This is a genomic window from Streptomyces sp. NPDC002130, assembly GCF_040296465.1.
Lineage (GTDB): Bacteria > Actinomycetota > Actinomycetes > Streptomycetales > Streptomycetaceae > Streptomyces.
The window spans coordinates 1-23,543 of record NZ_JBEOXI010000078.1 but is presented as its reverse complement, the minus strand read 5'-3'; the positions used below and the strand labels follow the sequence as shown (position 1 = coordinate 23,543).

Genomic DNA, 23,543 nt, shown 5'->3' with positions numbered 1-23,543 from the left:
GCCGATGGCGTTCAGGCTGCGTGAGGGTGTGTTCACGGCCGAGACCGACTACGGGATCGCGATCCTCGACGAGGACCGCGACCAGTACTGGACGCTCAATCCCAGCGCCGCGATCGCCTTGCGCACGTTGCTGGAGGGCGGCACCGAAGCCGACGCCGCACAGACGCTCAGCGAGGAGTACGCGGTGGACATCGGCACCGCGCGACAGGACGTCCGGGATCTGGTCGGCGGACTGCACTCGGCGGGCCTGGGAGCAGAGGCGACCGGCGGGCCGGAAGAGCGGGCTTCGACGGCCCCCTCGACAGGGCCGGTGCGGTCCCGGACGCACGGCCGATGGCCGCACCCGCGCGGCCGGCGTGCGGGGAGGAAGCGGCGATGACCTCACCGGAGGCGATCTTCCACGACCCGCGCTCGGTGCCACTGCGGCACCGGATCCCGGTCCGGCTCGCCGTGGGCGCGGCGCGGCTCCTGGCCCGTCGGCGCCCCCGGCGCATACGGGCCGCACTGGAGTGGCTGCGCCGGGGCGCCCGTCCGGCCACCCTCGAGCAGACCCGGGCCGCCCGGGACTCCGTGGTCACGGTCAGTCTGGCGTGCGGGGGACGGGAAGGGTGCCTGCCCCGGTCCCTGGCCACGGTCCTGCTGTGCCGCCTGCACGGCCAGTGGCCGACCTGGTGCGTGGGCGCGCGGCGTCTGCCGCCCTTCGGTGCGCACGCCTGGGTGGAGGCGGAGGGGGTGCCGGTGGGAGAGAACCACCCGCCGGACTACTTCCGCCCCCTGTTCACCGTGCCCTGCGCTCCTGGTTCCGTCAGCCGTGAGGCCGTGATCCATGAAGCCCGAAGCGACGGATGAGACCGGCGAGCGGAGCCGGACGGCCCCGTGGGACTTCCTGCGCCTGTTGTACGGCCACCGGCGGTGGGTCGCCCTCGCCGTCCTGCTGACACTGGGAGCCTCGGCTCTGAGCCTGGCCCAGCCGCTGCTGGTGAAGCAGGTGATCGAGTCGACCGCGTCCGGTGCCTCGATCGGGCCCGCACTGGTGCTGCTCGTCGTCCTCTTCCTCGCCCAGGCACTGGTACAGGGCCTCGCCCAGTTCGTCCTGGCCCGGACGGGCGAGGGGATCGTCCTGGGGATCCGGCTCGGCCTCATCAAGCATGTGCTGCGGCTGCCCATGGCCGTCTACGACCGCCACCGCATAGGCGATCTCATCTCGCGCACCAGTACCGACAGCACGACGTTGCGGCTGCTTGTCGCGGAAGGCTTCACCGAAGCGGTGACCGGCGCCATCGGGTTGATCGGCATCGTGGTGCTGATGGTCTGGCTCGACTGGCTGATGTTCCTCGTCGTGCTGGCCATGGTGGCGATCGCCACCGTGATCGTCGTCTCGGTGCTGCACGGCATCGAGGTGGCGTCACTGTCCACGCAGCGGGCGACGGGTGCGATGACCGCTGATCTGGAGCGCGCGCTCGGTGCCATCCGCACCGTCCGGGCCAGCCGCGCCGAGCAGCGCGAGACCGACCGCATCGCGGGTGGCGCGAGGTCGGCCTACGCGGGAAGCGTGCGGATGGCGAAGCTCGACGCCGTGGTGGCACCGGCGATCCAGCTGGCCGTCAAGGGATCCTTCGTCGTCGTGCTGCTCATCGGCGGCATGCGGGTCGCCGACCGGCAGGGGTCGGTCGCCGATCTCGCCGCCTTCCTGCTGTACATGATCTACCTGGTGGAGCCGATCGGCATGCTGTTCCAGTCCCTCAGCACCATGGAGCAGGGCGTGGGCGCGTACCGCAGGGTCACGGAAGTGCTGGAGCTGCCCACGGAGCAGGACGCCGTGTCCGGACCCGTGGCTCCGGCGCCCTGCCCGGCGAGGGGCGGCGCCGGCCCGGCGCGGGCGCCCGCGCTGGAGTTTCGCGACGTCTGGTTCGGCTACGAACCGCGCCGCCCCGTCCTTCGCGGCGTGACCTTCGAGGCGCCGGAACGGTCCCATGTCGCCCTGATCGGCAGCTCAGGGGTCGGAAAGTCCACCGTCTTCGCACTGATCGAGCGGTTCTACGACCCGGATCACGGCCACATCCTCTTCGACGGCCGAGACATAGAAGTGATCGGCAGGGCTGAACACCGGGCCCGGGTCGGCCTGGTGGAACAGCATGCCCCGGTGCTGTACGGCACGCTGCGGGAGAACCTGACCTACGCCGTCCCGGACGCCGGGCCGGAGGAGCTGGACCGGGTGGTGGAGCTGGCACACCTCACGGACCTGATCGCCCGTCTGCCGCAGGGTCTGGACAGTGACGCCGGGGAGCACGGTATGGCTCTGTCCGGTGGCGAGCGCCAGCGGATCGCGATCGCACGTGCGCTGCTGGCCCGGCCGCGACTGCTCCTGCTGGACGAGCCGACCGCCCATCTGGACGCGGTCAGCGAAGCGGCGCTGCGCCGGTCGATGCGGGAAACCGCGCGGGAGTGCACGCTCGTCGTGATCGCGCACCGCATGTCGACCATTCGCGCCGCGGACCTGATCGTGGTCCTCGACGCCGGGCAGGTCGTCGCCACCGGCAGTCACCGGGATCTCGTCGACAGCAGTGAGCACTACCGCTCGCTCATCCTCGCCCAGCAGACCGGCGATCTTCGCGTACCGCGCACGGCCTGAAGCCCGCCTCAGGCTGCATCGCCGTGCGGCTACCGCCGCGCGGCGGGCGTGCCGGGCAACACCCCACCGCGGCAACCCACCCCGCGCCTCAGAACCCCAGCCTGCGCAACTGCCGCGGATCCCGCTGCCAGTCCTTCGCCACCTTCACATGCAGGTCGAGGCTGCACCGATTCGCGGCTACCGCCGCGCGGCGGGCGTGCGGGCAACACCCCACCGCGGCAACCCACCCCGCGCCTCAGAACCCCAGCCTGCGCAACTGCCGCGGATCCCGCTGCCAGTCCTTCGCCACCTTCACATGCAGGTCGAGGCTGCATCGACGTGCAGCTACCGCCGCGCGGCGGGCGTGCGGGCAACACCCCCCACCGCGGCGACCCACCCCGCGCCTCAGAACCCCAGCTTGCGCAACTGCCGCGGATCCCGCTGCCAGTCCTTCGCCACCTTCACGTGCAGGTCGAGGAAGACGGGTGTGCCGAGCAGCGCCTCGATCTGCTTGCGGGACTTGATGCCGACCTCCTTCAGGCGCTTGCCCTTGGGGCCGATGATGATGCCCTTCTGGCTGGGGCGCTCGATGTAGACGAAGGCGTGGATGTCGAGGAGGGGCTTGTCGGCGGGGCGGTCCTCGCGCGGGAGCATCTCCTCGACGACGACCGCGATGGAGTGCGGCAGCTCGTCACGGACACCCTCGAGGGCCGCCTCGCGGATCAGCTCCGCGATCATGACCTGCTCGGGCTCGTCGGTCAGGTCGCCCTCGGGGTAGAGCGCCGGGCCCTCGGGCAGCAGCGGGACGATCAGGTCGGCCAGCAGGCCCACCTGCTTGTCACCGACCGCCGACACGGGCACGATCTCCGCCCACTCGAAGCCCAGCTCCTTGCCCAGCTGGTCGATCGCGATGAGCTGCTCGGCGAGCGTCTTGCCGTCCACCAAGTCGGTCTTCGTGACGATCGCGATCTTCGGCGTCTTCTTGATGGACGCCAGTTCCTTCGCGATGAAACGGTCACCCGGACCGAGCTTCTCGTTCGCCGGCAGACAGAAGCCGATCACGTCGACCTCGGCCCACGTCGTGCGCACCACGTCGTTGAGCCGCTCCCCCAGCAGCGTGCGCGGCTTGTGCAGCCCCGGGGTGTCGACCAGGATCAGCTGCGCGTCGGGGCGGTGCACGATGCCCCGCACGGTGTGCCGGGTCGTCTGCGGCTGGTTCGCCGTGATCGCCACCTTCTGGCCGACCAGAGCGTTCGTGAGGGTGGACTTGCCCGCGTTGGGGCGGCCCACGAAGCAGGCGAAGCCGGCGCGGTGGACGGTCTCGCCCGACTCTTCGGATGACTGCATGCGAACGCTCATGCCGCCCATTCTCCCTGATCCACGAAGCCCCTTCGCACAGCGGTCCGCGCGCCCCCGGCACCGTGAGCTTTCCGAAACCCTCACGCAACGAAACACCGTGGAAACACACCCGTGCACAACCCGAAACGCACGACGGTGACCCTCTGACGAGCCCCCGGAGCCCCCACCCCGTTGGAGACACCGTGCCTCTGGCCGCCGCAAGCGCCGACACCGGCGACACCGCCTGGCTGCTCGCCGCCACCGCCCTCGTCCTGCTGATGACCCCGGGTCTGGCCCTGTTCTACGGCGGCATGGTCCGCACGAAGAGCGTGCTCAACATGCTGATGATGAGCTTCGTGTCGATCGCCCTGGTGACGGTGGTGTGGCTGGCGGCCGGCTACTCCCTGGCCTTCGGCGAGGACGCGGCGGGAGGACTCATCGGCGGGCTCGACCACGCCGGCATGAGCGGCCTCGGCCCGGACAGCGTCCAGGGAACCGTACCCACCCTCCTCTTCGCCACCTTCCAGCTCACCTTCGCGATCATCACGGCCGCGCTGGTCAGCGGTGCCGTCGCCGACCGGGCGAAGTTCGGGGCGTGGCTGGTCTTCGTGCCGGTGTGGGCGCTGCTCGTATACGTTCCGGTCGCTCACTGGGTGTGGGGCCCGGGCGGCTGGATCCTGGAGAAGCTCGGTGCCCTGGACTTCGCCGGCGGGCTGCCCGTGGAGATCGTCTCCGGCGCCTCGGGGCTGGCGCTGTGCCTGGTCCTGGGCCCGCGCATGGGCTTCAAGAAGGACGCCATGCGCCCGCACAACCTGCCCATGGTGATGCTGGGCGCCGGTCTGCTCTGGTTCGGCTGGTTCGGCTTCAACGCCGGCTCCGCGCTCGGTGCCAACGGGCTCGCGGCCGCCGTGTTCCTCAACACCCTCGCCGCGGGCTGCACCGGCCTGCTCGGCTGGCTCTTCGTCGAGCAGAAGCGCGACGGCCGTCCCACGACCCTGGGCGCCGCGTCCGGCGCGGTCGCGGGCCTGGTCGCCATCACCCCGTCCTGCGGGTCCGTCTCGCTGCTCGGCGCGCTGGTCGTGGGCCTCGCCGCCGGTGTCGTCTGCTCGTACGCCGTGAGCTGGAAGTTCAGGCTGAACTACGACGACTCCCTGGACGTCGTCGGTGTCCACCTGGTCGGCGGCGTCATCGGCACACTCCTCATCGGGGTCTTCGCCGTGGAGTCGATGACGGGCGGCGCCGAGGGCCTGCTCTACGGCGGCGGCCTCGGCCAGCTCGGCAAGCAGCTGGTGGCCGTGGTCGTGGTGGCGGTGTACGCGTTCGGCGCGACGTACGGGATCGCCAAGCTGATCGACGTCACGATGGGCCTGCGCGCGAGCGAGGAGCAGGAGCAGACCGGCCTGGACCTTACGGTGCACGCCGAGACGGCCTACGATCACGGGGTCCTGGGCCACGGCGCCCCGGTCTCCTCCTCCGTCGTCCCCCACGCCCAGAAGGTCACCCCCCAGGCATGAAGCTCATCACCGCGATCGTCAAGCCGTACCGTCTCGACGAGGTCAAGAACGCCCTGCAGGAACTCGGCGTGCACGGCCTGACCGTGAGCGAGGCCAGCGGCTACGGCCGGCAGCGTGGCCACACCGAGGTGTACCGCGGTGCCGAGTACCAGGTCGACCTGGTGCCGAAGGTCCGGATCGAGGTCGTCGTCGAGGACGCGGACGCCGAGGCCGTCATCGACGCGGTGGTGAAGGCCGCGCACACCGGCAAGATCGGCGACGGCAAGGTGTGGGCGCTGCCCGTCGACACCGTCGTGCGGGTGCGGACGGGCGAGCGCGGCCCCGACGCGCTCTGACTGCGGGGCCGCGCCGCTGTCGTTCTCAGTCGAACACGAACGGGCCCGGTGACTGCGGCCCGGCCGCCGTGCAGGTGATGGTGATGCCGAAGACGGTCATCCTCAGCGAGCCGCCGAAGGCCTCCAGGCTGTCGCCGGAGGCCACGGTGCCGCTGAGGGGACCGACCTCGACCGGGGCCCCGGCGGCTATCGCCGGGTTCTCCGTGCCGGTGAAGTCGACGGTGCCGCCGCCGCTCTTCACCAGGGTGAGGGTGGACGAGATCGAGTCCTCTCCCAGCGCGATGGGCGCCGTGATCGCGGAGGACTTGACCGTGAGGGTGGCGGCGGTGCCGTCCTGCGTGGCCGTGAGCGTGGCCTCGCCACTGCCGAAGGCACCGCAGTCCGCGCTGATCGTCGCCGTCTGGGGGGTGACGGCGAGGGCCGCGGGGGCGAAGGCGAGTCCGGTGACCGCGAGGGCCCCGGCCGCCAGCGCCGCACCTGCTCCGATTCGCTTGCATCTCATGGGATTCCGGCTCCCTTTCGTGGGGGGGACCGCTCGGCAGGTGAGTGCGGGCACGCTGCGCGAGAGCCGAACCTGACGGTCCGTCGGAACTTACGGTTCCATTGATGCGCGTGGGGCAGGGGGCGGCAAGGTTGAAAACTGGCCTAATTACCGGCGGTTACAGCGAAGTTCGGCCAGCACGTCAACCAGCGGTCACGGTGGTCCTGACCGTCCCGTCGGGCCCGGCCACCAACACCGGCGTCCCCGCGCCGCCGAGGTCCCGTACCGCCGCCCGGTCCTGTTCGGACGCGGTCTCCGCCTCGGTCACGACCGCCGCCGCCTCCAGCGACCTGGCGCCCGAGGCCACCGCCATCGCCACCGCCGTCTGCAGGGCACTGAGCTTCAGGGAGTCGAGGGCCACGGTGCCCGCGACATAGGTGCGTCCGGTCTCATCCCGTACGGCCGCGCCCTCGGGCACGCCGTTGCGGGCCCGCGCGGAACGGGCCAGGGTGACGATCTTGCGGTCCTCGGGGTCGAGCTCGTTGCTGTCGGTCATGCCCCGAGCATACGAACAGGCACCGCCACTATCCCGCCACGGGGTACATCGCCCCGCGCCGCCCCTCCGGCGACGCCAGCCACTCCAGCTTGGCCGCGGTGTCCGCCTCGTTCAGCGGCGTGTGCAGCACGATCGCCAGGTCCGGCCGCGCCGGCAGCTTCATCACGCTGGACTCGAAGCACAGCAGCCCCACCACCGGGTGGTCCATCTCCTTGCGGATCTGCCCGGCCTCCTCGATGTCCCGCCGCTCCCACAGTTCGGCGAACTCCGCGCTCCCCGCCTTCAGTTCGGCCACCACCGCCTGAAACCCCTCGTCGTCCGGGCTGGCCAGGCAGGCGGCCCGGAACTGCGCGACGACCGTGCGCGCGTTCTGCTCCCAACTCCGCGCGCGGGAGCGGTACATCGGGTCGGTGAAGAAGTCGACGATGCAGTTCTGCGTGATGCCGGGCCGCATCCCGAGGACGGCCGCGGCCGCGTCGTTGTACAGCACGCAGTTGTAGTACGAGTCCATGATGTGCGCCGGGTACGGCATCCACGCGTCGATCAGCCGCCGCAGCCCCTTGCACATGTCCCGCTGCTTGTCCGGCTCGACCTCGGGCACGGGCGGGTTCATGCCGGCGAGGACGTAGAGGTGGCGGCGCTCGGCGTTGTTCAGCCGCAGGACCCGGGCGACGGAGTCGAGGACCTGTGGGGAGACCGAGATGTCCCGGCCCTGTTCCAGCCACTGGTACCAGGAGGCGCCGACGCCGGCGAGAACCGCGACCTCCTCGCGGCGCAGCCCCGGGGTACGGCGGCGGGCGCCACCGTCCGGGAGTCCGGCTTCGGCCGGGCTGACCCGGGCCCTCCGGCTCATCAGGAACTCGCGCAGCTCGCTTCGCCGCCGGGCCTTGAGCTCGTCCACGGGCACGGACCGGTCCCCTCGTGTCTGGTGGTGTGACCACCAGGACAACCTGCCGCTACCCACGGCTATTCCGTCGGCCGCAGGCTCTTGCCCATGGCGATCGACACCACTCCCGCACCCACTCCGCTCGACACCCCACGGCTGTCGACGCGCGACAGACTCGTCCTGCTCGTCCTGTGCGCCGCCCAGTTCATGGTGGCCCTCGACTTCTCCGTGCTGAACGTGGCACTGCCCGTCCTCGGTGCCGACCTCGGCATGAGCCAGTCGGCGTTGCAGTGGGCGGTCACCGCGTTCGCGCTGCCGTCCGGCGGCTTCCTGCTCCTCTTCGGCCGCGTCGGCGACCTGTTCGGCCGCCGACGGCTGTTCCTGACCGGACTCGCCCTGTTCGGGGCGGCCTCGCTGCTGGCCACCTTCGCCTGGGACCCGGCGTCGTTCCTGACCGGGCGGGCCCTGCAGGGGATCGGCGCGGCGGCCATCGTGCCGACCGGGATGTCCCTGCTCACCACGACGTTCGCGGAGGGGCCGGCCCGCGACCGCGCCCTCGGCATCTCGGGCACGCTGCTCTCGCTCGGCTTCACCGTCGGCATGGTGGCCGGCGGTGTCCTGACCGACGTACTGGGCTGGCGCTCCACCATGGGTGTGCTCGCCCTCTTCGCGCTGATCGTGCTGCCTTTGGCCCCCGGTCTGCTGCCGGAGTCCCGCACCCCTGAGCGCCCGCGCCTGGACGTGCCCGGCGCGGTCACCGTCACCGGCGGTCTGCTCTCCGTGATCTACGCCCTGTCGACGGCCGCCGACCGCGGTTTCGGGCATGTCGACGTCATCGCGACCCTGGCCGCGGGTTCGGCACTGCTCACCGCGTTCGTGCTCGTCGAGTCCCGCGCCGAGGCGCCGCTGGTCTCCCTGCCGATGCTGCGTCGGCGCACCGTGGCGTGGGGCAACGTGGGCGGTCTGGTCACCTTCTCGATGATGTCGACGGTGGTGTTCGTGCTGACCCTGTACCTCCAGGAGACCCTGCGCCTGTCCGCCTTCGAGACCGGGCTGGTCTTCGGCGTGCAGGGCGTGCTGTCGGCGGTCGCCGGGGCCTTCGCCGCCAGGGTCATCGGGCGTTTCGGCGCCCGCCGCACGCTCGTCGGCTCGCTCGCCGGGCAGGGTGTGCTGACCGCCGCGATGCTGGGGCTGGACACTCACGTCTGGTCGGTGTGGCTCGCCACGGCCGCCGTCTCCCTGGCGAGCATGTGCCACCTCGGCGCGATCGTCTCCTACGGCTTGACGGTCACGTCCGGTGTCCCCGACGCGGAGCAGGGCCTGGCGACCGGTCTGGTCACCTCCACCCAGCAGGTCGGCATCACCATCGGCATCCCGCTGCTAGGCGTCCTCGCCACCACCTCGTCGGACCTGCTGACAGGCCTCCACACGGTCCTCGCGGTGGAGACGGCGATCGTGCTGGCGGCGGCCGTCCTCGTCGCCGTCGGCCTGCGGGGACGCAAGACGGACGCGGAGACGGTCTCAGGAGCGGTCGAGTCGGAGGCGCTCGGCGCGCGGTAGGCCGGCCACGACCAGGTCGTACGAGTCCTCGATGAGTTCCCGGACCAGCTGGTCCGGGAGTTCGCCGTCGACTGTGACCGTGTTCCAGTGGCGCTTGTTCATGTGCCAGCCGGGGACGATGAGGCCCTCGTGCTCGCGGCGCAGCCGGATCGCCTCGTCCGGGTCGCACTTGAGGTTGGCCTTCAGGGGCCGCGCGTCGAGGTACGACAGGGCGAAGAGTTTGCCCCGCACCTTGAAGACCGAGATCTCCGGGCTGAACGGGAAGTCCTCCACCGCCGCGCTGAAGGACAGGCAGAACGCGCGAAGCTCCTGCGGGGTCATTCCGGCTTCTCCTCCTGCGAGGGCGGCTCCGCCGGGCCCAGCGGCTCCGCCAGCACCGTCACGATCTTGTTCCGGCGGCCGGCCGCGGCCTCCGCGGTCAGGCGCAGTTCCCGGCCGTCGGGCAGGTCGACGACGGACGAGGCACCCGCGATGGGGACCCGCCCCAGCGCCTTGGCCAGCAGGCCGCCGACCGTCTCGACGTCCTCGTCGTCGAACTCCTCCAGGCCGTACAGCTCGCCCAGATCGCTGATGTCGAGGCGGGCCGTGACGCGGAAGCGGTCCTCGCCGAGCTCCTCGATGGGCGGCAGTTCACGGTCGTACTCGTCGGTGATCTCGCCGACGATCTCCTCGAGGATGTCCTCGATGGTGACGATGCCGGCCGTGCCGCCGTACTCGTCGATGACGACGGCGACGTGGTTGCGTTCCTTCTGCATCTCGCGCAGCAGGTCGCCGGCGTTCTTGGTGTCGGGCACGAAGAACGCGGGGCGCATGGCCGTGGACACCTGCTCGGACTCGGCGTCGCGACTGATGTGCGTCTTGCGGACCAGGTCCTTGAGATACACGATGCCGACGATGTCGTCCTCGCTCTCCCCGGTGACCGGGATGCGCGAGAAGCCGGAGCGCAGGGCGAGGGTGAGGGCCTGGCGGATGGTCTTGAAGCGCTCGATCACCACCAGGTCCGTGCGCGGGACCATGACCTCGCGGACCAGGGTGTCGCCCAGCTCGAAGACGGAGTGCACCATGCGGCGCTCCTCGTCCTCGATGAGGGACTCCTTCTCGGCGAGGTCGACCAGGGCGCGCAGCTCCGCCTCGGAGGCGAACGGACCGCGGCGGAAGCCCTTGCCGGGGGTGAGCGCGTTGCCGATGAGGATCAGCAGCGACGGGATCGGGCCCATGATCCTGGCCAGGGGCACCAGGACGTACGCGGAGACCGTCGCGGTGTTCATCGGGTGCTGGCGGCCGATGGTGCGCGGGGACACCCCGACGGCGACGTACGACACCAGGACCATGACCGCGATGGCGACCAGCAGGGCCTGGGTGGTGCCGTCGAACTCCTTCAGGCAGCCGTAGGTGATCAGCGCGGCGGCGGCCATCTCGCAGGCGACGCGGACCAGCAGGGCCACGTTGAGGTAGCGGGTCGGGTCGGCGGCGACCTGGGAGAGCTTGGCGCTGCCGCGGCGGCCGGAGCGCACGGCCTCCTCGGCGCGGAAGCTGGAGACGCGTGCGAGGCCCGCCTCCGCACAGGCGGCGAGCCAGGCCACGACGACCAGGGCGATGGCGCCCAGGGCGAGTTGAGGACTCATCGGCGGGCGTTACGAGACCGTCGGCGCCGGGGACGGGCCGGTCAGGCCCCGCTCCGCGCGCCAGCCGTCCACGATGGCCGCCTGGAGGCCGAACATCTCGGCCTTCTCGTCCGGCTCCTCGTGGTCGTAGCCCAGCAGGTGCAGCACGCCGTGCACGGTGAGCAGTTGGAGCTCCTCGTCCATGGAGTGCTGCGTCTCCGCTTCCTTGCCCTGCTTCAGTGCGACCTCGGGGCACAGCACGATGTCACCGAGCAGCCCCTGCGGCGGCTCGTCGTCGTCCTTGGACGGCGGGCGCAGCTCGTCCATGGGGAAGGACATGACGTCCGTCGGACCGGGGAGGTCCATCCACTGGATGTGGAGCTGCTCCATGGCGTCGGCGTCCACGACGATCACCGAGAGCTCGGAGAGCGGGTGGATGCGCATCCGAGCGAGCGCGTAGCGGGCGATGTCGAGGATCGCCTGCTCGTCGACCTCGGTGCCGGACTCGTTGTTGACGTCGATCGACATGGTGCTGTGTGTGTCTACTTCCCCTTGTGCCCGGACTTGCCCCGGCTCTTGTGTGCGCCGTTCTGGGTGCCGTGCGTGGTGTCGTACTTCTCGTACGCGTCGACGATACGGCCCACCAGCTTGTGCCGGACCACGTCCTGCGACGACAGCCGGGAGAAGTGGACGTCGTCCACGCCGTCCAGGATGTCCTGCACCTGCCGCAGACCGCTCTTCGTCCCGTCCGGGAGGTCGACCTGCGTCACGTCACCCGTGATCACGATCTTCGAGTCGAAGCCGAGGCGGGTGAGGAACATCTTCATCTGCTCGGGGCTGGTGTTCTGGGCCTCGTCCAGGATGATGAAGGCGTCGTTGAGCGTGCGTCCGCGCATGTAGGCGAGCGGCGCGACCTCGATGGTGCCCGCCGCCATCAGCCGCGGGATCGAGTCCGGGTCGAGCATGTCGTGCAGCGCGTCGTAGAGCGGGCGCAGGTACGGGTCGATCTTCTCGTAGAGCGTGCCCGGGAGGAAGCCGAGCCGCTCGCCGGCCTCGACCGCCGGGCGGGTCAGGATGATGCGGTTGACCTGCTTGGACTGCAGGGCCTGCACGGCCTTGGCCATCGCCAGGTACGTCTTGCCGGTGCCCGCCGGGCCGATGCCGAAGACGATCGTGTGCTTGTCGATGGCGTCGACGTAGCGCTTCTGGTTGAGCGTCTTGGGGCGGATGGTGCGGCCGCGCGAGGACAGGATGTTCTGCGTGAGCACCTCGGCCGGGGTCTCCTTGCCGTCGCTCTCGCCGTTGTCGCTCGCCTTGAGCATGGCGATCGAGCGTTCCACTGCGTCCTCCGTCATCGGCTGCCCGGTGCGGAGCACCAGCATCATCTCGTCGAACACGCGCGAAATGAGGGCGACGTCCTTCTGGTCGCCGACCGCGCTGATCTCATTGCCCCGGACGTGGATGTCGGCCGCCGGGAAGGCCTTCTCGATCACGCGCAGGAGGGAGTCGCCGGACCCCAGAACGGTCACCATGGGGTGCTGGGCGGGGACGGTGAGCTGTGCTCTCGCCTGCTCCTGCGCGGGGGTGTGAGCTGTCGATGATTGAGTCATGGGCCGGCGCTGAAGGCCTGCGGTTCCTCCTCGTCACGGCCGCACAGCTGAGGGCGGCCTCGCGATTCCCAGGGTACGACGGGGGAGTGACAACGCCGTAGGGGTTTTGGAGGTGGGGTCGGAAAGACGAGGCGACGGCGGCTCTCGACCGGCCGCTCGGGAGGCGACGGCACTTCTTGGCCGACAGGTACGGGCGGCGGGGGGCACAGGCCGGGGGTCCGGGGGCGGAGCCCCCGGCAGGCCAGGAGGGTCACGCCGAGCGGCGGAAGCCGATCGTGGGAACGGCCCTCCGCAACGGCCAGGGCCTCACCAACTCCTCCGACACCAGCTCCGCCAGGAACCCGTACCTCTCCAGTGCCGCCGGTGACTGCCCCTCGACCGACTGCACCTTCCGCCACCACGCCGCGATCTCCGACCACCCCGGCGCCGACAGCGACCCTCCGAACTCCTGCACCGACAGTGCCGCCGTCAGCCCGGCGAAGGCCAGCCGGTCGGCGAGCGGCCAGTCGGCCAGGGTGCCGGTCACGAACCCGGCGACGAACACGTCACCGGCGCCGGTCGGATCGAGCGCCTCGACGGCGATGGCCGGCACCTCCGCCGTCTCCCCGGTACGCCGGTCCACCGCGTACGCCCCGTCGGCGCCGAGGGTGACCACGGCGAGCGGCACGTACTCGGTCAGGGCGTGGGCGGCGGCCCGGGGGCAGTCCGCGCCCGTGTACCGCATGGCCTCCTCCGCGTTCGGCAGGAACGCCTCGCAGTGCCGCAGGTCGGGCAGGCCCGCCAGGTCCCACGCGCCGGTGTCGTCCCAGCCGACGTCGCCGAACACCCGGGTGCCGTTGCTCGCGGCCTGGGCGATCCAGGGCGCGCTCACGCCGGGTGCGAGGGAGGCGACGGCGGCACGCGCGCGGGACGGGCATGCGGGGGCCGGCTCCTCGGGGGGTGGCTCGTGGCCGTGCGAGACCATCGTGCGCTCCCCCTCGTAGGCCATGGAGACGGTCACCGGGGAGTGCCAGCCGGGCACGGTGCGCGACGGGGAGAGGTCGATTCCCTCGCCGTGTTCCAGGGCGTCCCAGCAGTAGTCGCCGTAGTGGTCGTCACCGAAGGCCGCCGCGAGGGACGTGCGCAGGCCGAGGCGGGCCAGGGCGGTCGCCATGTTGGCGACGCCGCCGGGGCTCGACCCCATTCCGCGCGCCCAGGACTCCGTCCCGCGCACGGGGGCGGAGTCGAGGCCGGTGAAGATGATGTCCAGGAAGACGGTGCCGGTGAGGTAGACGTCCCAGGGCGGGTCGTCCGGTGTGCGCAGCGGGGCGAGGGGGTCGACCTGGCTCTGGCGGTGCGATGCCTTTCCGGCCGGGCCCTTTCCGGCCGGGGCGGTGGACGCGGTCACGATGCGCTCCCTGACGTGGTGCGGATCAGGCCAGTCTGCACCACCTCACCGACGACGTGACGCCGATCACGCCGGACCCACCCGTCCCGTGAGCTCGCGCCGGGCTCTCCCGCGCCCCCGCCACGGCACCGACGAGCCCTACCAGCGGGGCATCGCTGGGGTCACCCATTGCGGGTCGGCGATCCGCATCGCCGCCGCGTCGTCGCGGTCCCGCAGGGCACCGTCGTCGTCCAGCCACCGCTGGTGCAGTGCGGCCAGCCGCTCGTGGTCGAGCTCCACGCCGAGGCCGGGGGCGTCGGACACGGCGACCCGGCCGACTTCGAAGGCGAGCCGCTCGGTGAGGACGTCCTCGGACTGCCAGGGGTAGTGCGAGTCGCAGGCGTGGTGGAGGTCCGGGACGGTGGCCGCCACGTGGGTCATCGCGGCGAGCGAGATGCCGAGGTGGGTGTTGGAGTGCATCGACACGCCGACCCCGAAGGTGCGGCAGACGGCGGCGAGCTGCTGGGTGTTGCGCAGTCCGCCCCAGTAGTGGTGGTCGGAGAGCACGACCTGGACGGCGCCCTCGGTGAACGCCTCCTGGATCTCGGCGAACGTCGTCACGCACATGTTGGTGGCGAGCGGCACGCCGGTGCGCCGGGCGACCTCGGCCATGGCGGGTGTGCCGAGCGCCGGGTCCTCCAGGTACTCCAGGACGTCCCCGAGCTCCCGGGCCACCGTCACGGACGTCTCCACGGACCAGGCACCGTTCGGGTCGAGCCGCAGCGGGTGTCCCGGAAAGGCCTCGGCGAGGGCCTTGATCGCCGTGATCTCCTCGTCGGGCGGGAAGACGCCGCCCTTGAGCTTGAAGGAGGTGAAGCCGTAGCGCTCCGTGAAGCGGCGGGCCTGCTCCACCACTCCGGCCGGGTCGAGGGCCGCGTCCCAGTCGTCCTTCTCGGCCGGCACGCCCTCGGGGTGGCCGGCCCACTTGTAGAACAGGTAGGCGCTGTACTCGACGGCGTCGCGCACCTTGCCGCCGAGCAGCGCGTGCACGGGCAGTCCGAGCGCCTTGCCGAGGGCGTCCAGGCAGGCGACCTCGAAGGCGGAGACGACGGACAGCCGCAGCTTGTCGGCGGTCTGGACACCGCGCAGCCCGCCGACGTCGACGGCGTTCTCGACGCGGGAGGCGTCCACCGCGACCTGGTCCGCGACCGTGAACAGGCCGTTCAGATCGCTGACCTGGCGTCCCTTCAGCTGCTCGGCGAAGGGCCGGGCCAGTTCCAGGTACTTGGCGTCGCCGTAGGTCTCCCCCACGCCGGTGATCCCGTCCGCCGTGACGACCTCGACGATCAGCCGGGGCGTGTACGGCTGGTGCACGCCCTGGGTGTTCAGCAGCGGCGGGTCGGCGACCAGGATCGGCGTGAGCCGTACGCCGGTGATGGTGAGGTTCACGAAGTCGTCTCCTCATGTAGATGCCGTCTATGCATGAGAATGCGGGTTGGGTATGAGAACGTCAACCGCCCGGGCGGCCCGACTACCATCGGCGCATGTCAGACACAGGAGGTGTCCGTGAGGTGAAGTCCGCGGCGCGCACGGTCGAGCTGCTGGAACTCCTCGCAGCGCGCGGCGACCGTCCGGCCCGGCTCCAGGAGCTGGCCGGCGAACTCGGCGTGCCGCGCAGCTCGATGTACGCGCTGCTGCAGACCCTGATCTCGCGCGGCTGGGTCCGCACCGACATCACCGGCTCCCTGTACGGCATCGGCATCCACGCCCTGCTCACCGGCACGAGCTACCTCGACTCCGACCCCCGCGTCCGGGCGGTGCGGCCGTACCTCGACGAGGCGTCCGAGGCACTCGGCGAGACCATCCACATGGCCCGGCTGGACGGCCGGGACGTGGCGTACCTGGCGACGCGGGAGTCGCACGAGTACCTGCGCACGATCAGCCGGGTGGGACGGCGCCTGCCCGCACACGCCGGGGCCCTCGGCAAGGCCCTGCTGGCGGAACGCCCGGACGGGGAACTGCCCGAGGGGCCGTACGAGGCGCTCACGCCGAACTCGCACACGAGCAGGGAGTCCCTGGCCGCCGACCTCGCCCAAATCCGGTCACGCGGCTGGTCCGTGGACCGCGAGGAGGGCGTGCCCGGCATCGTCGGCTTCGGATTCGCCCTGCGCTACGACACCCCGGCACAGGACGCGATCAGCTGCTCGGTGCCGGTCGCCCGGCTCACACCAGGGCACGAGAAGCGGATCGTCGCCGTAATGCGGGAGATTCGGGCGAAGGCCGAGGCGACCGTTCCGGCGGGGCCCGGAGCGGTGCACTGGCGGTAGCGAAAGCGCCGCCGACACCCGACAAAGGGCGCTCGTTTACCCGGGCTTCACCACCCCAAACGCAACGTGCTCCAGATCACACACCCCGGGCTCCCGTGGGTGACTACGTGCTTGATACAAATTGCTCGCGCGTTCCTGTCCGTCGACGGTCGTCGCCCAATCCCCCTTTTCTCCCGCTCCTTTCGCATGCCCTGGGAACGCCCGTGTTCGCCCCCCGCACCACTCCCTGGCCCCTCGTCGCCCTTTTCACGGCCGGGTACCTCGCTCCGTATCTGCTGCCCACCACCGTCGGCAGACTCGACTCGGACCTTCCGCTCTCCGCCACCCAGGCCGGCGCCGTCGGCAGTGCCCTGCTTCTCAGTTCGGCCGCCGCCGGATTCGCCCTGGCCTCCCGGGTCGAACGGGTCGGAGCCCGCACCCTCGCCCGGATCGGCCTCGCCCTGGCCCTGCTCGGCTACGGCGCCGCCGCCCTGACCACCGCGATCCCCGCTGTCGTCGCCGGCGCGATCGTCGGCGGGTTCGGCTCCGGCACGGCCACCACCGTCGCCGCGACTCTCATCGCCGGTGAGCGCGATCCGCACCGGGCCTCCACGGCCGGGCTGCTCAGCGTCTCCGCCCTCGCGGGCGCCGTGTATCTGACGGTGCCGCACCTCGGCCCGGGCCACGGTCTGCCGCTGGCCGCGATCGCCCTGACGGCCCTGGCGGTCTGGCCGCTCACCGGCCGGCTGCCCGTCGGCACGCCCGTCGCGCCCACCCGGCACGACAACGCCCGGCTGCCACACGCCCGTTCGGGGCTGCTGCTGGCCGCCGCGATGGTGTGCTGGTCGCTCGCCCAGAACTCCCTGTGGGGCGTGAGCGGCCGGATCGGCCTCGAGCAGGTGCACCTCGGCGAGGCCACCGTAGGTGTGGTCTTCGCCCTCGGACTGGGCGCAGGCCTGGCCGGGGTCCTCGCGGCGGGCGCCCTGGGGGCCCGCCTCGGACGCGCGATACCCATCGGCGGCGGCACCGTCCTCATCGCCGCCTGCATCGCGCTCAGCGCCTCCGCGACCGACCTGGGGAGCTTCGCGGCCGGCGAGATCGCCTGGAACACGCTCTACCCGGTGGTGCTGTCGTACCTCATCGGGCTCGCCGCCTCGCTCGACCCGCGCGGCCGCTGGGCGGTGCTGGTCGGCTCGGCGTCCTCGCTGGGCACCGCCGCCGGGCCGCTGACCGGCAGTGTGCTGTCGGCGCAGGCCGGGTTCCCGGTCATGGGCGCGGTCCTCGGCGCGGGACTGCTGGTGGTCGCCCTGCCGATGACCGCCGTCGCCCTGCACACCGGCGGACGTCCGCTGCTGCCCGGTGCGATCCGCCGCCGCGGCGGGCACCCGGCCGCCCTGGTCGCCGCCGCCACGGGCACGCCCACCGGCGCGATCCCCGAGATCGGTGCCCCGGAACAGCCGGTGGTGGAGATCGAGGTGGAGACCCCGGCCGTCCCCGCCCAGCGTGCCTACGACAAGGCGGGGTCGGAGGTCTTCTGACCTGCCCGGACTATCCGAAGGTGTACGACTCCACCTCGGCGAGATACCGCGCCCGCAGCTCCTCGTCGTCCTCCAGGAAGGAGGCGAGGAAGGAGTTGCGGGCGAGCTCGCGCAGCCGCTCCTCGGTGAGGCCGAGGGTGGCGCGCACGGCGTCGAAGTTGTCGCCCGCGTAGCCGCCGAAGTAGGCCGGGTCGTCGGAGTTGACCGTGCACATCAGGCCCGCGTCAAGCATGGCGGGCAGCGGGTGGTCGGCGAGGGTGTCGACCGTGCGCAGCCGGACGTTGGACAGCGGGCACAGTGTCAGCGGCACCCGGTCGCGTACCAGCCGCTCCACCAGCGCCGGGTCTTCCACGCAGCGCAGCCCGTGGTCGACGCGCTCCACGCCGAGGATGTCCAGTGCCTCGGTGATGTACTCCGGCGGGCCCTCCTCACCGGCGTGCGCGACCCGCCGCAGACCGAGCGCGGCGGCCCTCTCGTACACCTCGCGGAACTTCACCGGCGGGTGCCCGACCTCGGCCGAGTCGAGGCCGACGCCGGTGATCCGGTCCAGGTACGGCTTGGCCGCGTCCAGCGTGGCCAGGGCCGAGTCGGCGGACTCGTCGCGCAGGAAGCACAGGATCAGCCGGGTCGAGATGCCGTGATCGGCCTCGCTGTTCCCCAGCGCCCGCCACAGCCCTTCGACGACCGTGCCGATGTCCAGGCCGCGGCTCGTGTGGGCCTGCGGGTCGAAGAAGATCTCCGCGTGCCGCACGCCCTGCGCGGCGGCCCGGGCGAGATAGGCGTTCGCCAGGTCCTCGAAGTCCCGCTCGGTGCGCAGGACGGCCATGAGCTCGTAGTACAGGTTCAGGAAGGACTGCAGGTCCTCGAACCGGTAGGCCTCGCGCAGCTCGTCCGTGTCGGCGTACGGCAGCGTGACACCGTTGCGCGCGGCGAGCTCGAAGGCGAGTTCCGGTTCCAGGGTGCCTTCGATGTGAAGGTGCAGTTCGGCTTTGGGGAGGGACATCAACTCATCGTACGGCCGTTTCACCGACGCTTCGGAACCGGCACCCTGAGCAGATCGTGGGCCACGGTCAGCTCGCCGTCGTACCCGGCGGCCCGGGCCTGCCGCTCGAACTCTCCCCCACTCTCGGCTTCGCTCGAGCGGGAGGGGCCCCCACGATCCGTATAGCGCTGGCTGAAGTGGGTCAGCACGAGGTGCCGCACCCCGCCGTCCCGGGCCACCCGTGCCGCCTGACCCGCTGTCAGGTGTCCGTGCTCGACGGCGAGTTCCTCGTCCTCGTCGAGGAACGTCGACTCGATGACGAGCATGTCGCAGCCCTCGGCGAGCGCGTGGACGCCGTCGCACAGCCGGGTGTCCATGACGAACGCGAAGCGCTGCCCGCGCCGTGTCTCGCTGACGTCTGCCAGGCTGACCCCGCCGAGTTCTCCCTCGCGCTGGAGGCGGCCGACGTCCGGGCCCTTGATGCCGTGCGCGGCGAGCCGCTCGGGCAGCATGCGGCGGCCGTCGGGCTCGACGATCCGGTAGCCGTACGACTCCACCGGGTGCGACAGCTTCCGGGCCTCGAGCGTGTAACCGTCCGTACGGGCGAGGGGCCCGTCCGCGGCGACCGGGGCCTCGGTGATGCCGACGGTCTCGCGGTAGGCGGTGGCGTACCGGAGCCGGTCGAAGAAGCGCTGCCCGGAGCGGGGGTAGTGGGCGGTGATCTCGTGCGGGACCTTGTCGAGGTTGATGCGCTGGATCACACCGGCGAGGCCGAGGGAGTGGTCACCGTGGAAGTGCGTGACGCAGATCCGGTTCAGGTCGTGCGCGGCGACCCCGGCGCGCAGCATCTGGCGCTGCGTGCCCTCGCCGGGGTCGAACAGGATGCCTTCGCCGTCCCAGCGCAGCAGGTAGCCGTTGTGGTTGCGGTGCCGGGTCGGGACCTGGCTGGCGGTGCCGAGGACCACGAGTTCACGTACGGACAAGGCGGACTACCCGGGGGGCCATTCGAGGCCGCGGCCGCCGAGCACGTGGCCGTGCACGTGCCAGACCGTCTGGCCGGCGCCGCTGCCGGTGTTGAAGACGAGGCGGTAGCTGTCGAGCTTCTCCTCGTCGGCGACAGCCTGGGCCTCGCGGAGCACGTCCGCGGTGAGGGCCGGGTCGGCGGCGGCGAGGGCGGCGGCATTCTCGTAGTGGGCCTTGGGGATGATCAGGACGTGGGTGGGGGCCTGGGGGTTGATGTCGCGGAACGCGATGGTCGTCTCCGTCTGGCGGACGATCGTCGCCGGGATGGTGCCTGCGACGATCTTGCAGAACAGGCAGTCTTCCTGGGGCTCCCCTGCCATGTCTCCTCCGAGGGTTGGGCCGGTGCGGTCCGACTTGGGCATCGTATCGTCGTCGGGTGCGGGTGCGTTGTGGCTGGTCGCGCCCACGCGGCGGAGCCGCAAATCGACACAGCCCCGCGCCCCTCAGGTCGACAAGCCCGGGGGCGTTTTCGCCGGTACTGCCTCCAGTGCCTGCAACGCCAGTCGGATGGCCTCGTCCAGTTGGGTGTCCCTGTCCGCCGCGTAGTCCTGCGGGCGTTGGACGATCTCCACGTCCGGGTCCACCCCGTGGTTCTCCACGCCCCACTCGTAGCCCTCCAGCCAGAACGCGTACTTGGGCTGGGTGACCAGGGTGCCGTCGACCAGGCGGTAGCGGCTGTCGATGCCGATGACGCCGCCCCAGGTGCGGGTGCCGACGACCGGGCCGAGGCCGAGGGCCTTGATCGCCGCGTTGACGATGTCGCCGTCGGATCCGGAGAACTCGTTGGCGACCGCTACGACGGGGCCGCGCGGGGCGTCCTCCGGGTAGCTGTAGGGGCGCATGCCGCGCGGGACGGCCCAGCCGACGATGCGGCGGGCCAGCTTCTCGACGACCAGCTGGGAGGTGTGGCCACCGCGGTTCTCGCGGACGTCGACGACCAGGCCCTCACGGGCGACCTCGACGCGCAGGTCGCGGTGGATCTGGGCCCAGCCGGGGGCCTGCATGTCGGGGACGTGCAGATAGCCGAGGCGGCCGCCGGACTTCTCGTGGACGTAGGCGCGGCGGTCGGCCACCCAGGCGTGGTAGCGCAGGGGTTCCTCGTCGGCGACCGGGACGACGACGGCGTGCCGGGGGTCGCCGCCGCCGGACGGGGAGATGGTCAGCTCCACCGGCTTGTTCGCCGTGCCGATCAGCAGCGGGCCGGGGCCGAGAACGGGGTCGACCGGCTGTCCCGCGACCGCGACGATGGCGTCCCCTGGGCGGACCGCGACGCCGGGCGCGGCCAGCGGGCTGCGGGCGTCCGGGTCGGAGGTCTCGGAGGGCAGGATGCGGTCGACCCGCCAACTGCCGTCCTCGTGGCGGGAGATGTCGGCGCCGAGCAGGCCCTGCCGGGGGCCGCCGCCGTGTCCGCCGCGCGGGATGACGTAGGCGTGCGAGGTGCCGAGCTCGCCCTGGACCTCCCACAGCAGGTCGACCAGGTCGTCGTGGGTGGCGAGCCGCTCCACGACCGGGCGGTAGCGGTCGAGGACGCCGTCCCAGTCGACGCCGCTCATGTCCGGCCGCCAGAAGTGGTCCCGCATGATGCGGCCGTTCTCGTCGAACATCTGGCGCCACTCGGCCGCCGGGTCGACGAACTGGCGCACCCGGCCCAGGTCGACGGTGATGTTGGAGTCGCTGTCGTCGTCGCTCGAGGCGCGCCGGTCGCTGGGGACGACCTTCAGCCGTCCGTCGGTCCACAGCAGCACCCGCTTGCCGTCGCCGCTGACCGCGAAGTGGTCGGCGTCGACGGCGAGATGCTCGACGCGCTGCTGGGTGAGGTCGTAGCGCTCCAGCTCGGACTTGGGGTCGGGGTCGTCCGGGGTGGCCCGGGACGCGCCGAGCACCCCGGCGACCGGGTGTCGCAGCCACAGGACGCCGTCCTTGGCGGCGCGCAGGTTGGTGTAGCGGGCGGCCTCGACCGGGAAGGGCACGATGCGGTCGGCGAGGCCTTCGAGGTCGATGCGGGTGGTGGGGGTGCCCTCGCTGTCGGGGGTCTCCTCCCGGTCGGGCGTCTCGAAGGACCGGCCGTGCCGCTGCGGCCCGAACGGGGAGGGCGTGGTCGCCGCGAGGGTGATCAGGTGCGGCCGGGCGCCCACCACGAAGGCCAGGTCGAAGACGTGCTCGTCGTAGACGGGGTCGAAGGAGCGGGTCGAGAGGAACGCGAGGTGCTTGCCGTCCAGGGTGAACGCGGGCGCGTAGTCCTGGAAGCGCAGCGGGGTGGCCTCGGTGACCGACAGGTCGGTGGTGTTGGCGAGTTTCAGCTGGCACAGCGGCCGGGGGCCGGGGTGGGACCAGGCCAGCCAGGACGAGTCGGGCGAGAAGACCAGGCCCGACACATCGCCGTCCTCGCTGCGGTCGACCTCCCGCACCTCGCCCGTCTCCCGCTCCACCAGCAGCAGGCGCCCGTCGTGGCAGGAGACGGCGGCACGGCTGCCGTCGGGCGCCATGGCGAGGTCCAGCACCCGGCCGAGCTGCCCGGCGGCGATCCGGCGGGGTGTCGCGCCCGGGGCGAGTCCGGTGGCGGGCGCGAACTCCAGCGCGTCGTCGCCCTCGGCGTCCGTCACCCACACCACCCACTGCTCGCCGTCCGCCCGGAACGTCCGCGGCAGCCGGGCCCGCACGCCGGGCGTGGCGGCCAGCGCGCGGGCCGGGCCGGAGCGGTGGGTGACCCAGTGCACGGAGCCGCGTACGGCGACGGCGCTGCCGCGTGCGGTGTGGTCCGGGGACGCCGAGCCGAACCACCGGGAGGCGTTCACCGGGAACGGCTGGAGATCGGCGCGCTGTCCGCCCAGCCGCACGTCCAGCCGCCGCGGCTCGGCGCCCTCCAGGTCGTCCAGCACCCACAGTTCTCCGGCGCTGGAGTAGACGACTCGGGTGCCGTCGGTCGCGGCGTGCCGGGCGTAGAAACCGTCGAGAGCGGTGTGGCGGCGCAGGTCGGAGCCGTCGGCGAGGGAGGAGTAGAGCGCTCCGGTGCCCTCGTGGTCGGAGAGGAAACCGATACGGTCCCCCACCCACAGCGGGTACTCGATGTTGCCGTCGAGGTTCTGGTGCAGCCGCACGAACTCCCCGTCGTCCTCGGGGTCGATCCACAGCTTGCCCGCCGTGCCGCCGCGGTACCGCTTCCACCAGGCCGCCTCGCGTCCCATCGGCGCGGACAGCAGCACCGTGTGCGGGCCGTGGGCCACGTCGCCGACGGGCCCGTACGGCAGGGTGGTGGCCGGGCCGCCGTCGAGCGGGACGGCACGTGCCCAGGTGCGGCGCAGGCTCGCCTGGCCCTGGGTGCTGATCGCCAGGACCTCGCCGTCCGGGGTCCAGCCGCGCACCTGTGTCTTGAGACTGCCCCAGTACGTCAGCCGCTTGGCCGGACCGCCGTCGACCGGGGCGATGAACACCTCGGGGGCGCCGTCACGGGTGGAGGTCCAGGCGACGGTGGTGCCGTCGGGCGAGATGCGGGGCTGGGTCACCGGCATGTTGTCGGCGCTGACCCGCCAGGCCCGGCCGCCGTCGAGTGGAGCGAGCCACACGTCGTCCTCGGCGGTGAAGGCGACCAGGTCGCCGTGCACATGGGGGAACCGGAGGTAAGCAGGCGATGTCACCCGATCACCCTATGCAGGGACGACGCCGCGCGGACAGGGTTCGGATCACTTGCCCTCGACGGGGCGGCAGTCCGGGTACCGCTCGCACCAGATGGTCTGGGTGACGGTCACGGTGACCGTCGGCCCGGGCTGCCCGTTCGGGGGCCCGCCGACGGGCGGCGGGCTGGTGGACTCGCAGTCGCCGAGCCGCTCGGTCCG

Annotated in this window: 22 protein-coding genes; 8 read left to right on the top strand and 14 right to left on the bottom strand. The window is 71.7% G+C overall.

Going from position 1 to position 23,543, the window contains the following annotated elements:
* Positions 1-4 precede the first annotated feature (4 nt).
* The 3 genes from ABT116_RS17250 to ABT116_RS17240 are packed head-to-tail and all read left to right on the top strand — an operon-like array spanning position 5 to position 2,632.
* A complete protein-coding gene (locus ABT116_RS17250) occupies positions 5-379 on the top strand; it encodes a lasso peptide biosynthesis PqqD family chaperone (protein WP_351633806.1) in 375 nt (124 codons plus the stop codon).
* Complete coding sequence (locus ABT116_RS17245) at positions 376-849, top strand: lasso peptide biosynthesis B2 protein (RefSeq protein ID WP_351633803.1); 474 nt, start codon at positions 376-378, stop codon at positions 847-849. The genes ABT116_RS17250 and ABT116_RS17245 overlap by 4 nt, the downstream gene beginning before the upstream one ends.
* On the top strand, positions 827-2,632 hold the full coding sequence (locus tag ABT116_RS17240) for an ABC transporter ATP-binding protein (RefSeq protein ID WP_351633801.1): 1,806 nt from the start codon (positions 827-829) through the stop codon (positions 2,630-2,632). Before ABT116_RS17245 ends, ABT116_RS17240 begins: the two co-directional genes overlap by 23 nt.
* Before the next feature lie 384 nt (positions 2,633-3,016).
* Here ABT116_RS17240 and era read toward each other — a convergent pair whose 3' ends face one another.
* The gene (era, locus tag ABT116_RS17235) at positions 3,017-3,970 is read right to left on the bottom strand and encodes a GTPase Era (RefSeq protein WP_502983882.1); all 954 of its coding nucleotides are present in this window, start codon (positions 3,968-3,970) and stop codon (positions 3,017-3,019) included.
* 182 nt (positions 3,971-4,152) lie between these two features.
* On the opposite strand from era, the gene ABT116_RS17230 reads away from it, so the two are divergent.
* Together ABT116_RS17230 and ABT116_RS17225 are read left to right on the top strand one after the other, a co-directional pair.
* Positions 4,153-5,463: an ammonium transporter gene (locus ABT116_RS17230; protein ID WP_351633795.1), complete on the top strand. Its 1,311-nt coding sequence runs from the start codon at positions 4,153-4,155 to the stop codon at positions 5,461-5,463.
* Positions 5,460-5,798 (top strand): P-II family nitrogen regulator, encoded by a 339-nt coding sequence (locus ABT116_RS17225; protein ID WP_053669183.1) that lies wholly within the window; start codon positions 5,460-5,462, stop codon positions 5,796-5,798. Before ABT116_RS17230 ends, ABT116_RS17225 begins: the two co-directional genes overlap by 4 nt.
* 25 nt (positions 5,799-5,823) lie before the next feature.
* Here the strand turns inward: ABT116_RS17225 and ABT116_RS17220 are convergent, their stop codons facing one another.
* The 3 genes from ABT116_RS17220 to ABT116_RS17210 form a co-directional block, all read right to left on the bottom strand.
* Positions 5,824-6,300 (bottom strand): hypothetical protein, encoded by a 477-nt coding sequence (locus ABT116_RS17220; protein WP_351633792.1) that lies wholly within the window; start codon positions 6,298-6,300, stop codon positions 5,824-5,826.
* 181 nt (positions 6,301-6,481) lie between these two features.
* Positions 6,482-6,835 carry a cytidine deaminase-like protein gene (locus ABT116_RS17215; protein WP_351633790.1) on the bottom strand — a complete coding sequence of 118 codons (354 nt, stop codon included), beginning with the start codon at positions 6,833-6,835 and terminating at the stop codon, positions 6,482-6,484.
* 28 nt (positions 6,836-6,863) lie between these two features.
* A complete protein-coding gene (locus ABT116_RS17210) occupies positions 6,864-7,688 on the bottom strand; it encodes a helix-turn-helix transcriptional regulator (RefSeq protein WP_351633823.1) in 825 nt (274 codons plus the stop codon).
* Between the two features lie 141 nt (positions 7,689-7,829).
* Here ABT116_RS17210 and ABT116_RS17205 point away from each other — a divergent pair, with 141 nt between their 5' ends.
* Positions 7,830-9,281, top strand: a complete 1,452-nt coding sequence (locus ABT116_RS17205; protein WP_351633787.1) for an MFS transporter — start codon at positions 7,830-7,832, stop codon at positions 9,279-9,281.
* Here ABT116_RS17205 and ABT116_RS17200 read toward each other — a convergent pair.
* The 6 genes from ABT116_RS17200 to ABT116_RS17175 form a co-directional block, all read right to left on the bottom strand.
* Positions 9,243-9,602 (bottom strand): MmcQ/YjbR family DNA-binding protein, encoded by a 360-nt coding sequence (locus tag ABT116_RS17200; RefSeq protein WP_351633784.1) that lies wholly within the window; start codon positions 9,600-9,602, stop codon positions 9,243-9,245. The genes ABT116_RS17205 and ABT116_RS17200 overlap by 39 nt on opposite strands.
* On the bottom strand, positions 9,599-10,906 hold the full coding sequence (locus ABT116_RS17195) for a hemolysin family protein (protein ID WP_351633781.1): 1,308 nt from the start codon (positions 10,904-10,906) through the stop codon (positions 9,599-9,601). Before ABT116_RS17195 ends, ABT116_RS17200 begins: the two co-directional genes overlap by 4 nt.
* Positions 10,907-10,915: 9 nt before the next feature.
* Positions 10,916-11,413 (bottom strand): rRNA maturation RNase YbeY, encoded by a 498-nt coding sequence (gene ybeY / locus ABT116_RS17190; RefSeq protein ID WP_033306334.1) that lies wholly within the window; start codon positions 11,411-11,413, stop codon positions 10,916-10,918.
* Between the two features lie 14 nt (positions 11,414-11,427).
* The gene (locus ABT116_RS17185) at positions 11,428-12,495 is read right to left on the bottom strand and encodes a PhoH family protein (RefSeq protein ID WP_351633777.1); all 1,068 of its coding nucleotides are present in this window, start codon (positions 12,493-12,495) and stop codon (positions 11,428-11,430) included.
* Between the two features lie 250 nt (positions 12,496-12,745).
* The gene (locus ABT116_RS17180; RefSeq protein WP_351633774.1) at positions 12,746-13,882 is read right to left on the bottom strand and encodes a carbohydrate kinase family protein; all 1,137 of its coding nucleotides are present in this window, start codon (positions 13,880-13,882) and stop codon (positions 12,746-12,748) included.
* 138 nt (positions 13,883-14,020) lie between these two features.
* Positions 14,021-15,310 carry a glucarate dehydratase family protein gene (locus tag ABT116_RS17175; protein ID WP_351633772.1) on the bottom strand — a complete coding sequence of 430 codons (1,290 nt, stop codon included), beginning with the start codon at positions 15,308-15,310 and terminating at the stop codon, positions 14,021-14,023.
* Between the two features lie 95 nt (positions 15,311-15,405).
* Between ABT116_RS17175 and ABT116_RS17170 the strand changes: the two genes are divergently transcribed.
* Positions 15,406-16,188: an IclR family transcriptional regulator gene (locus ABT116_RS17170; protein ID WP_351633769.1), complete on the top strand. Its 783-nt coding sequence runs from the start codon at positions 15,406-15,408 to the stop codon at positions 16,186-16,188.
* Positions 16,189-16,391: 203 nt separating this feature from the next.
* Positions 16,392-17,705: an MFS transporter gene (locus ABT116_RS17165; protein ID WP_351633767.1), complete on the top strand. Its 1,314-nt coding sequence runs from the start codon at positions 16,392-16,394 to the stop codon at positions 17,703-17,705.
* A 10-nt stretch (positions 17,706-17,715) separates the two neighbouring features.
* On the opposite strand, the gene ABT116_RS17160 is transcribed toward ABT116_RS17165, so the two are convergent.
* The 4 genes from ABT116_RS17160 to ABT116_RS17145 form a co-directional block, all read right to left on the bottom strand.
* Complete coding sequence (locus ABT116_RS17160) at positions 17,716-18,708, bottom strand: adenosine deaminase (protein ID WP_351633765.1); 993 nt, start codon at positions 18,706-18,708, stop codon at positions 17,716-17,718.
* 20 nt (positions 18,709-18,728) lie between these two features.
* Positions 18,729-19,670, bottom strand: coding sequence for a ribonuclease Z (locus ABT116_RS17155; protein ID WP_351633763.1), 942 nt, complete (start codon positions 19,668-19,670; stop codon positions 18,729-18,731).
* Between the two features lie 6 nt (positions 19,671-19,676).
* Positions 19,677-20,030, bottom strand: coding sequence for a histidine triad nucleotide-binding protein (locus ABT116_RS17150; RefSeq protein WP_351633760.1), 354 nt, complete (start codon positions 20,028-20,030; stop codon positions 19,677-19,679).
* Between the two features lie 123 nt (positions 20,031-20,153).
* Complete coding sequence (locus ABT116_RS17145; protein WP_351633757.1) at positions 20,154-23,345, bottom strand: S41 family peptidase; 3,192 nt, start codon at positions 23,343-23,345, stop codon at positions 20,154-20,156.
* Between the last annotated feature and the right edge of the window lie 198 nt (positions 23,346-23,543).

Bases quoted from the DNA above. Each gene is read 5' to 3' on its own strand.
- ABT116_RS17250 (WP_351633806.1), top strand. From the start codon at position 5: ATGGCGTTCAGGCTGCGTGAGGGTGTGTTCACGGCCGAGACCGACTAC.
- ABT116_RS17245 (WP_351633803.1), top strand. From the start codon at position 376: ATGACCTCACCGGAGGCGATCTTCCACGACCCGCGCTCGGTGCCACTG.
- ABT116_RS17240 (WP_351633801.1), top strand. From the start codon at position 827: ATGAAGCCCGAAGCGACGGATGAGACCGGCGAGCGGAGCCGGACGGCC.
- era (WP_502983882.1), bottom strand. From the start codon at position 3,970: ATGAGCGTTCGCATGCAGTCATCCGAAGAGTCGGGCGAGACCGTCCAC.
- ABT116_RS17225 (WP_053669183.1), top strand. From the start codon at position 5,460: ATGAAGCTCATCACCGCGATCGTCAAGCCGTACCGTCTCGACGAGGTC.
- ABT116_RS17220 (WP_351633792.1), bottom strand. From the start codon at position 6,300: ATGAGATGCAAGCGAATCGGAGCAGGTGCGGCGCTGGCGGCCGGGGCC.
- ABT116_RS17215 (WP_351633790.1), bottom strand. From the start codon at position 6,835: ATGACCGACAGCAACGAGCTCGACCCCGAGGACCGCAAGATCGTCACC.
- ABT116_RS17210 (WP_351633823.1), bottom strand. From the start codon at position 7,688: ATGAGCCGGAGGGCCCGGGTCAGCCCGGCCGAAGCCGGACTCCCGGAC.
- ABT116_RS17205 (WP_351633787.1), top strand. From the start codon at position 7,830: ATGGCGATCGACACCACTCCCGCACCCACTCCGCTCGACACCCCACGG.
- ABT116_RS17200 (WP_351633784.1), bottom strand. From the start codon at position 9,602: ATGACCCCGCAGGAGCTTCGCGCGTTCTGCCTGTCCTTCAGCGCGGCG.
- ABT116_RS17195 (WP_351633781.1), bottom strand. From the start codon at position 10,906: ATGAGTCCTCAACTCGCCCTGGGCGCCATCGCCCTGGTCGTCGTGGCC.
- ybeY (WP_033306334.1), bottom strand. From the start codon at position 11,413: ATGTCGATCGACGTCAACAACGAGTCCGGCACCGAGGTCGACGAGCAG.
- ABT116_RS17185 (WP_351633777.1), bottom strand. From the start codon at position 12,495: ATGACTCAATCATCGACAGCTCACACCCCCGCGCAGGAGCAGGCGAGA.
- ABT116_RS17170 (WP_351633769.1), top strand. From the start codon at position 15,406: ATGTCAGACACAGGAGGTGTCCGTGAGGTGAAGTCCGCGGCGCGCACG.
- ABT116_RS17160 (WP_351633765.1), bottom strand. From the start codon at position 18,708: ATGTCCCTCCCCAAAGCCGAACTGCACCTTCACATCGAAGGCACCCTG.
- ABT116_RS17150 (WP_351633760.1), bottom strand. From the start codon at position 20,030: ATGGCAGGGGAGCCCCAGGAAGACTGCCTGTTCTGCAAGATCGTCGCA.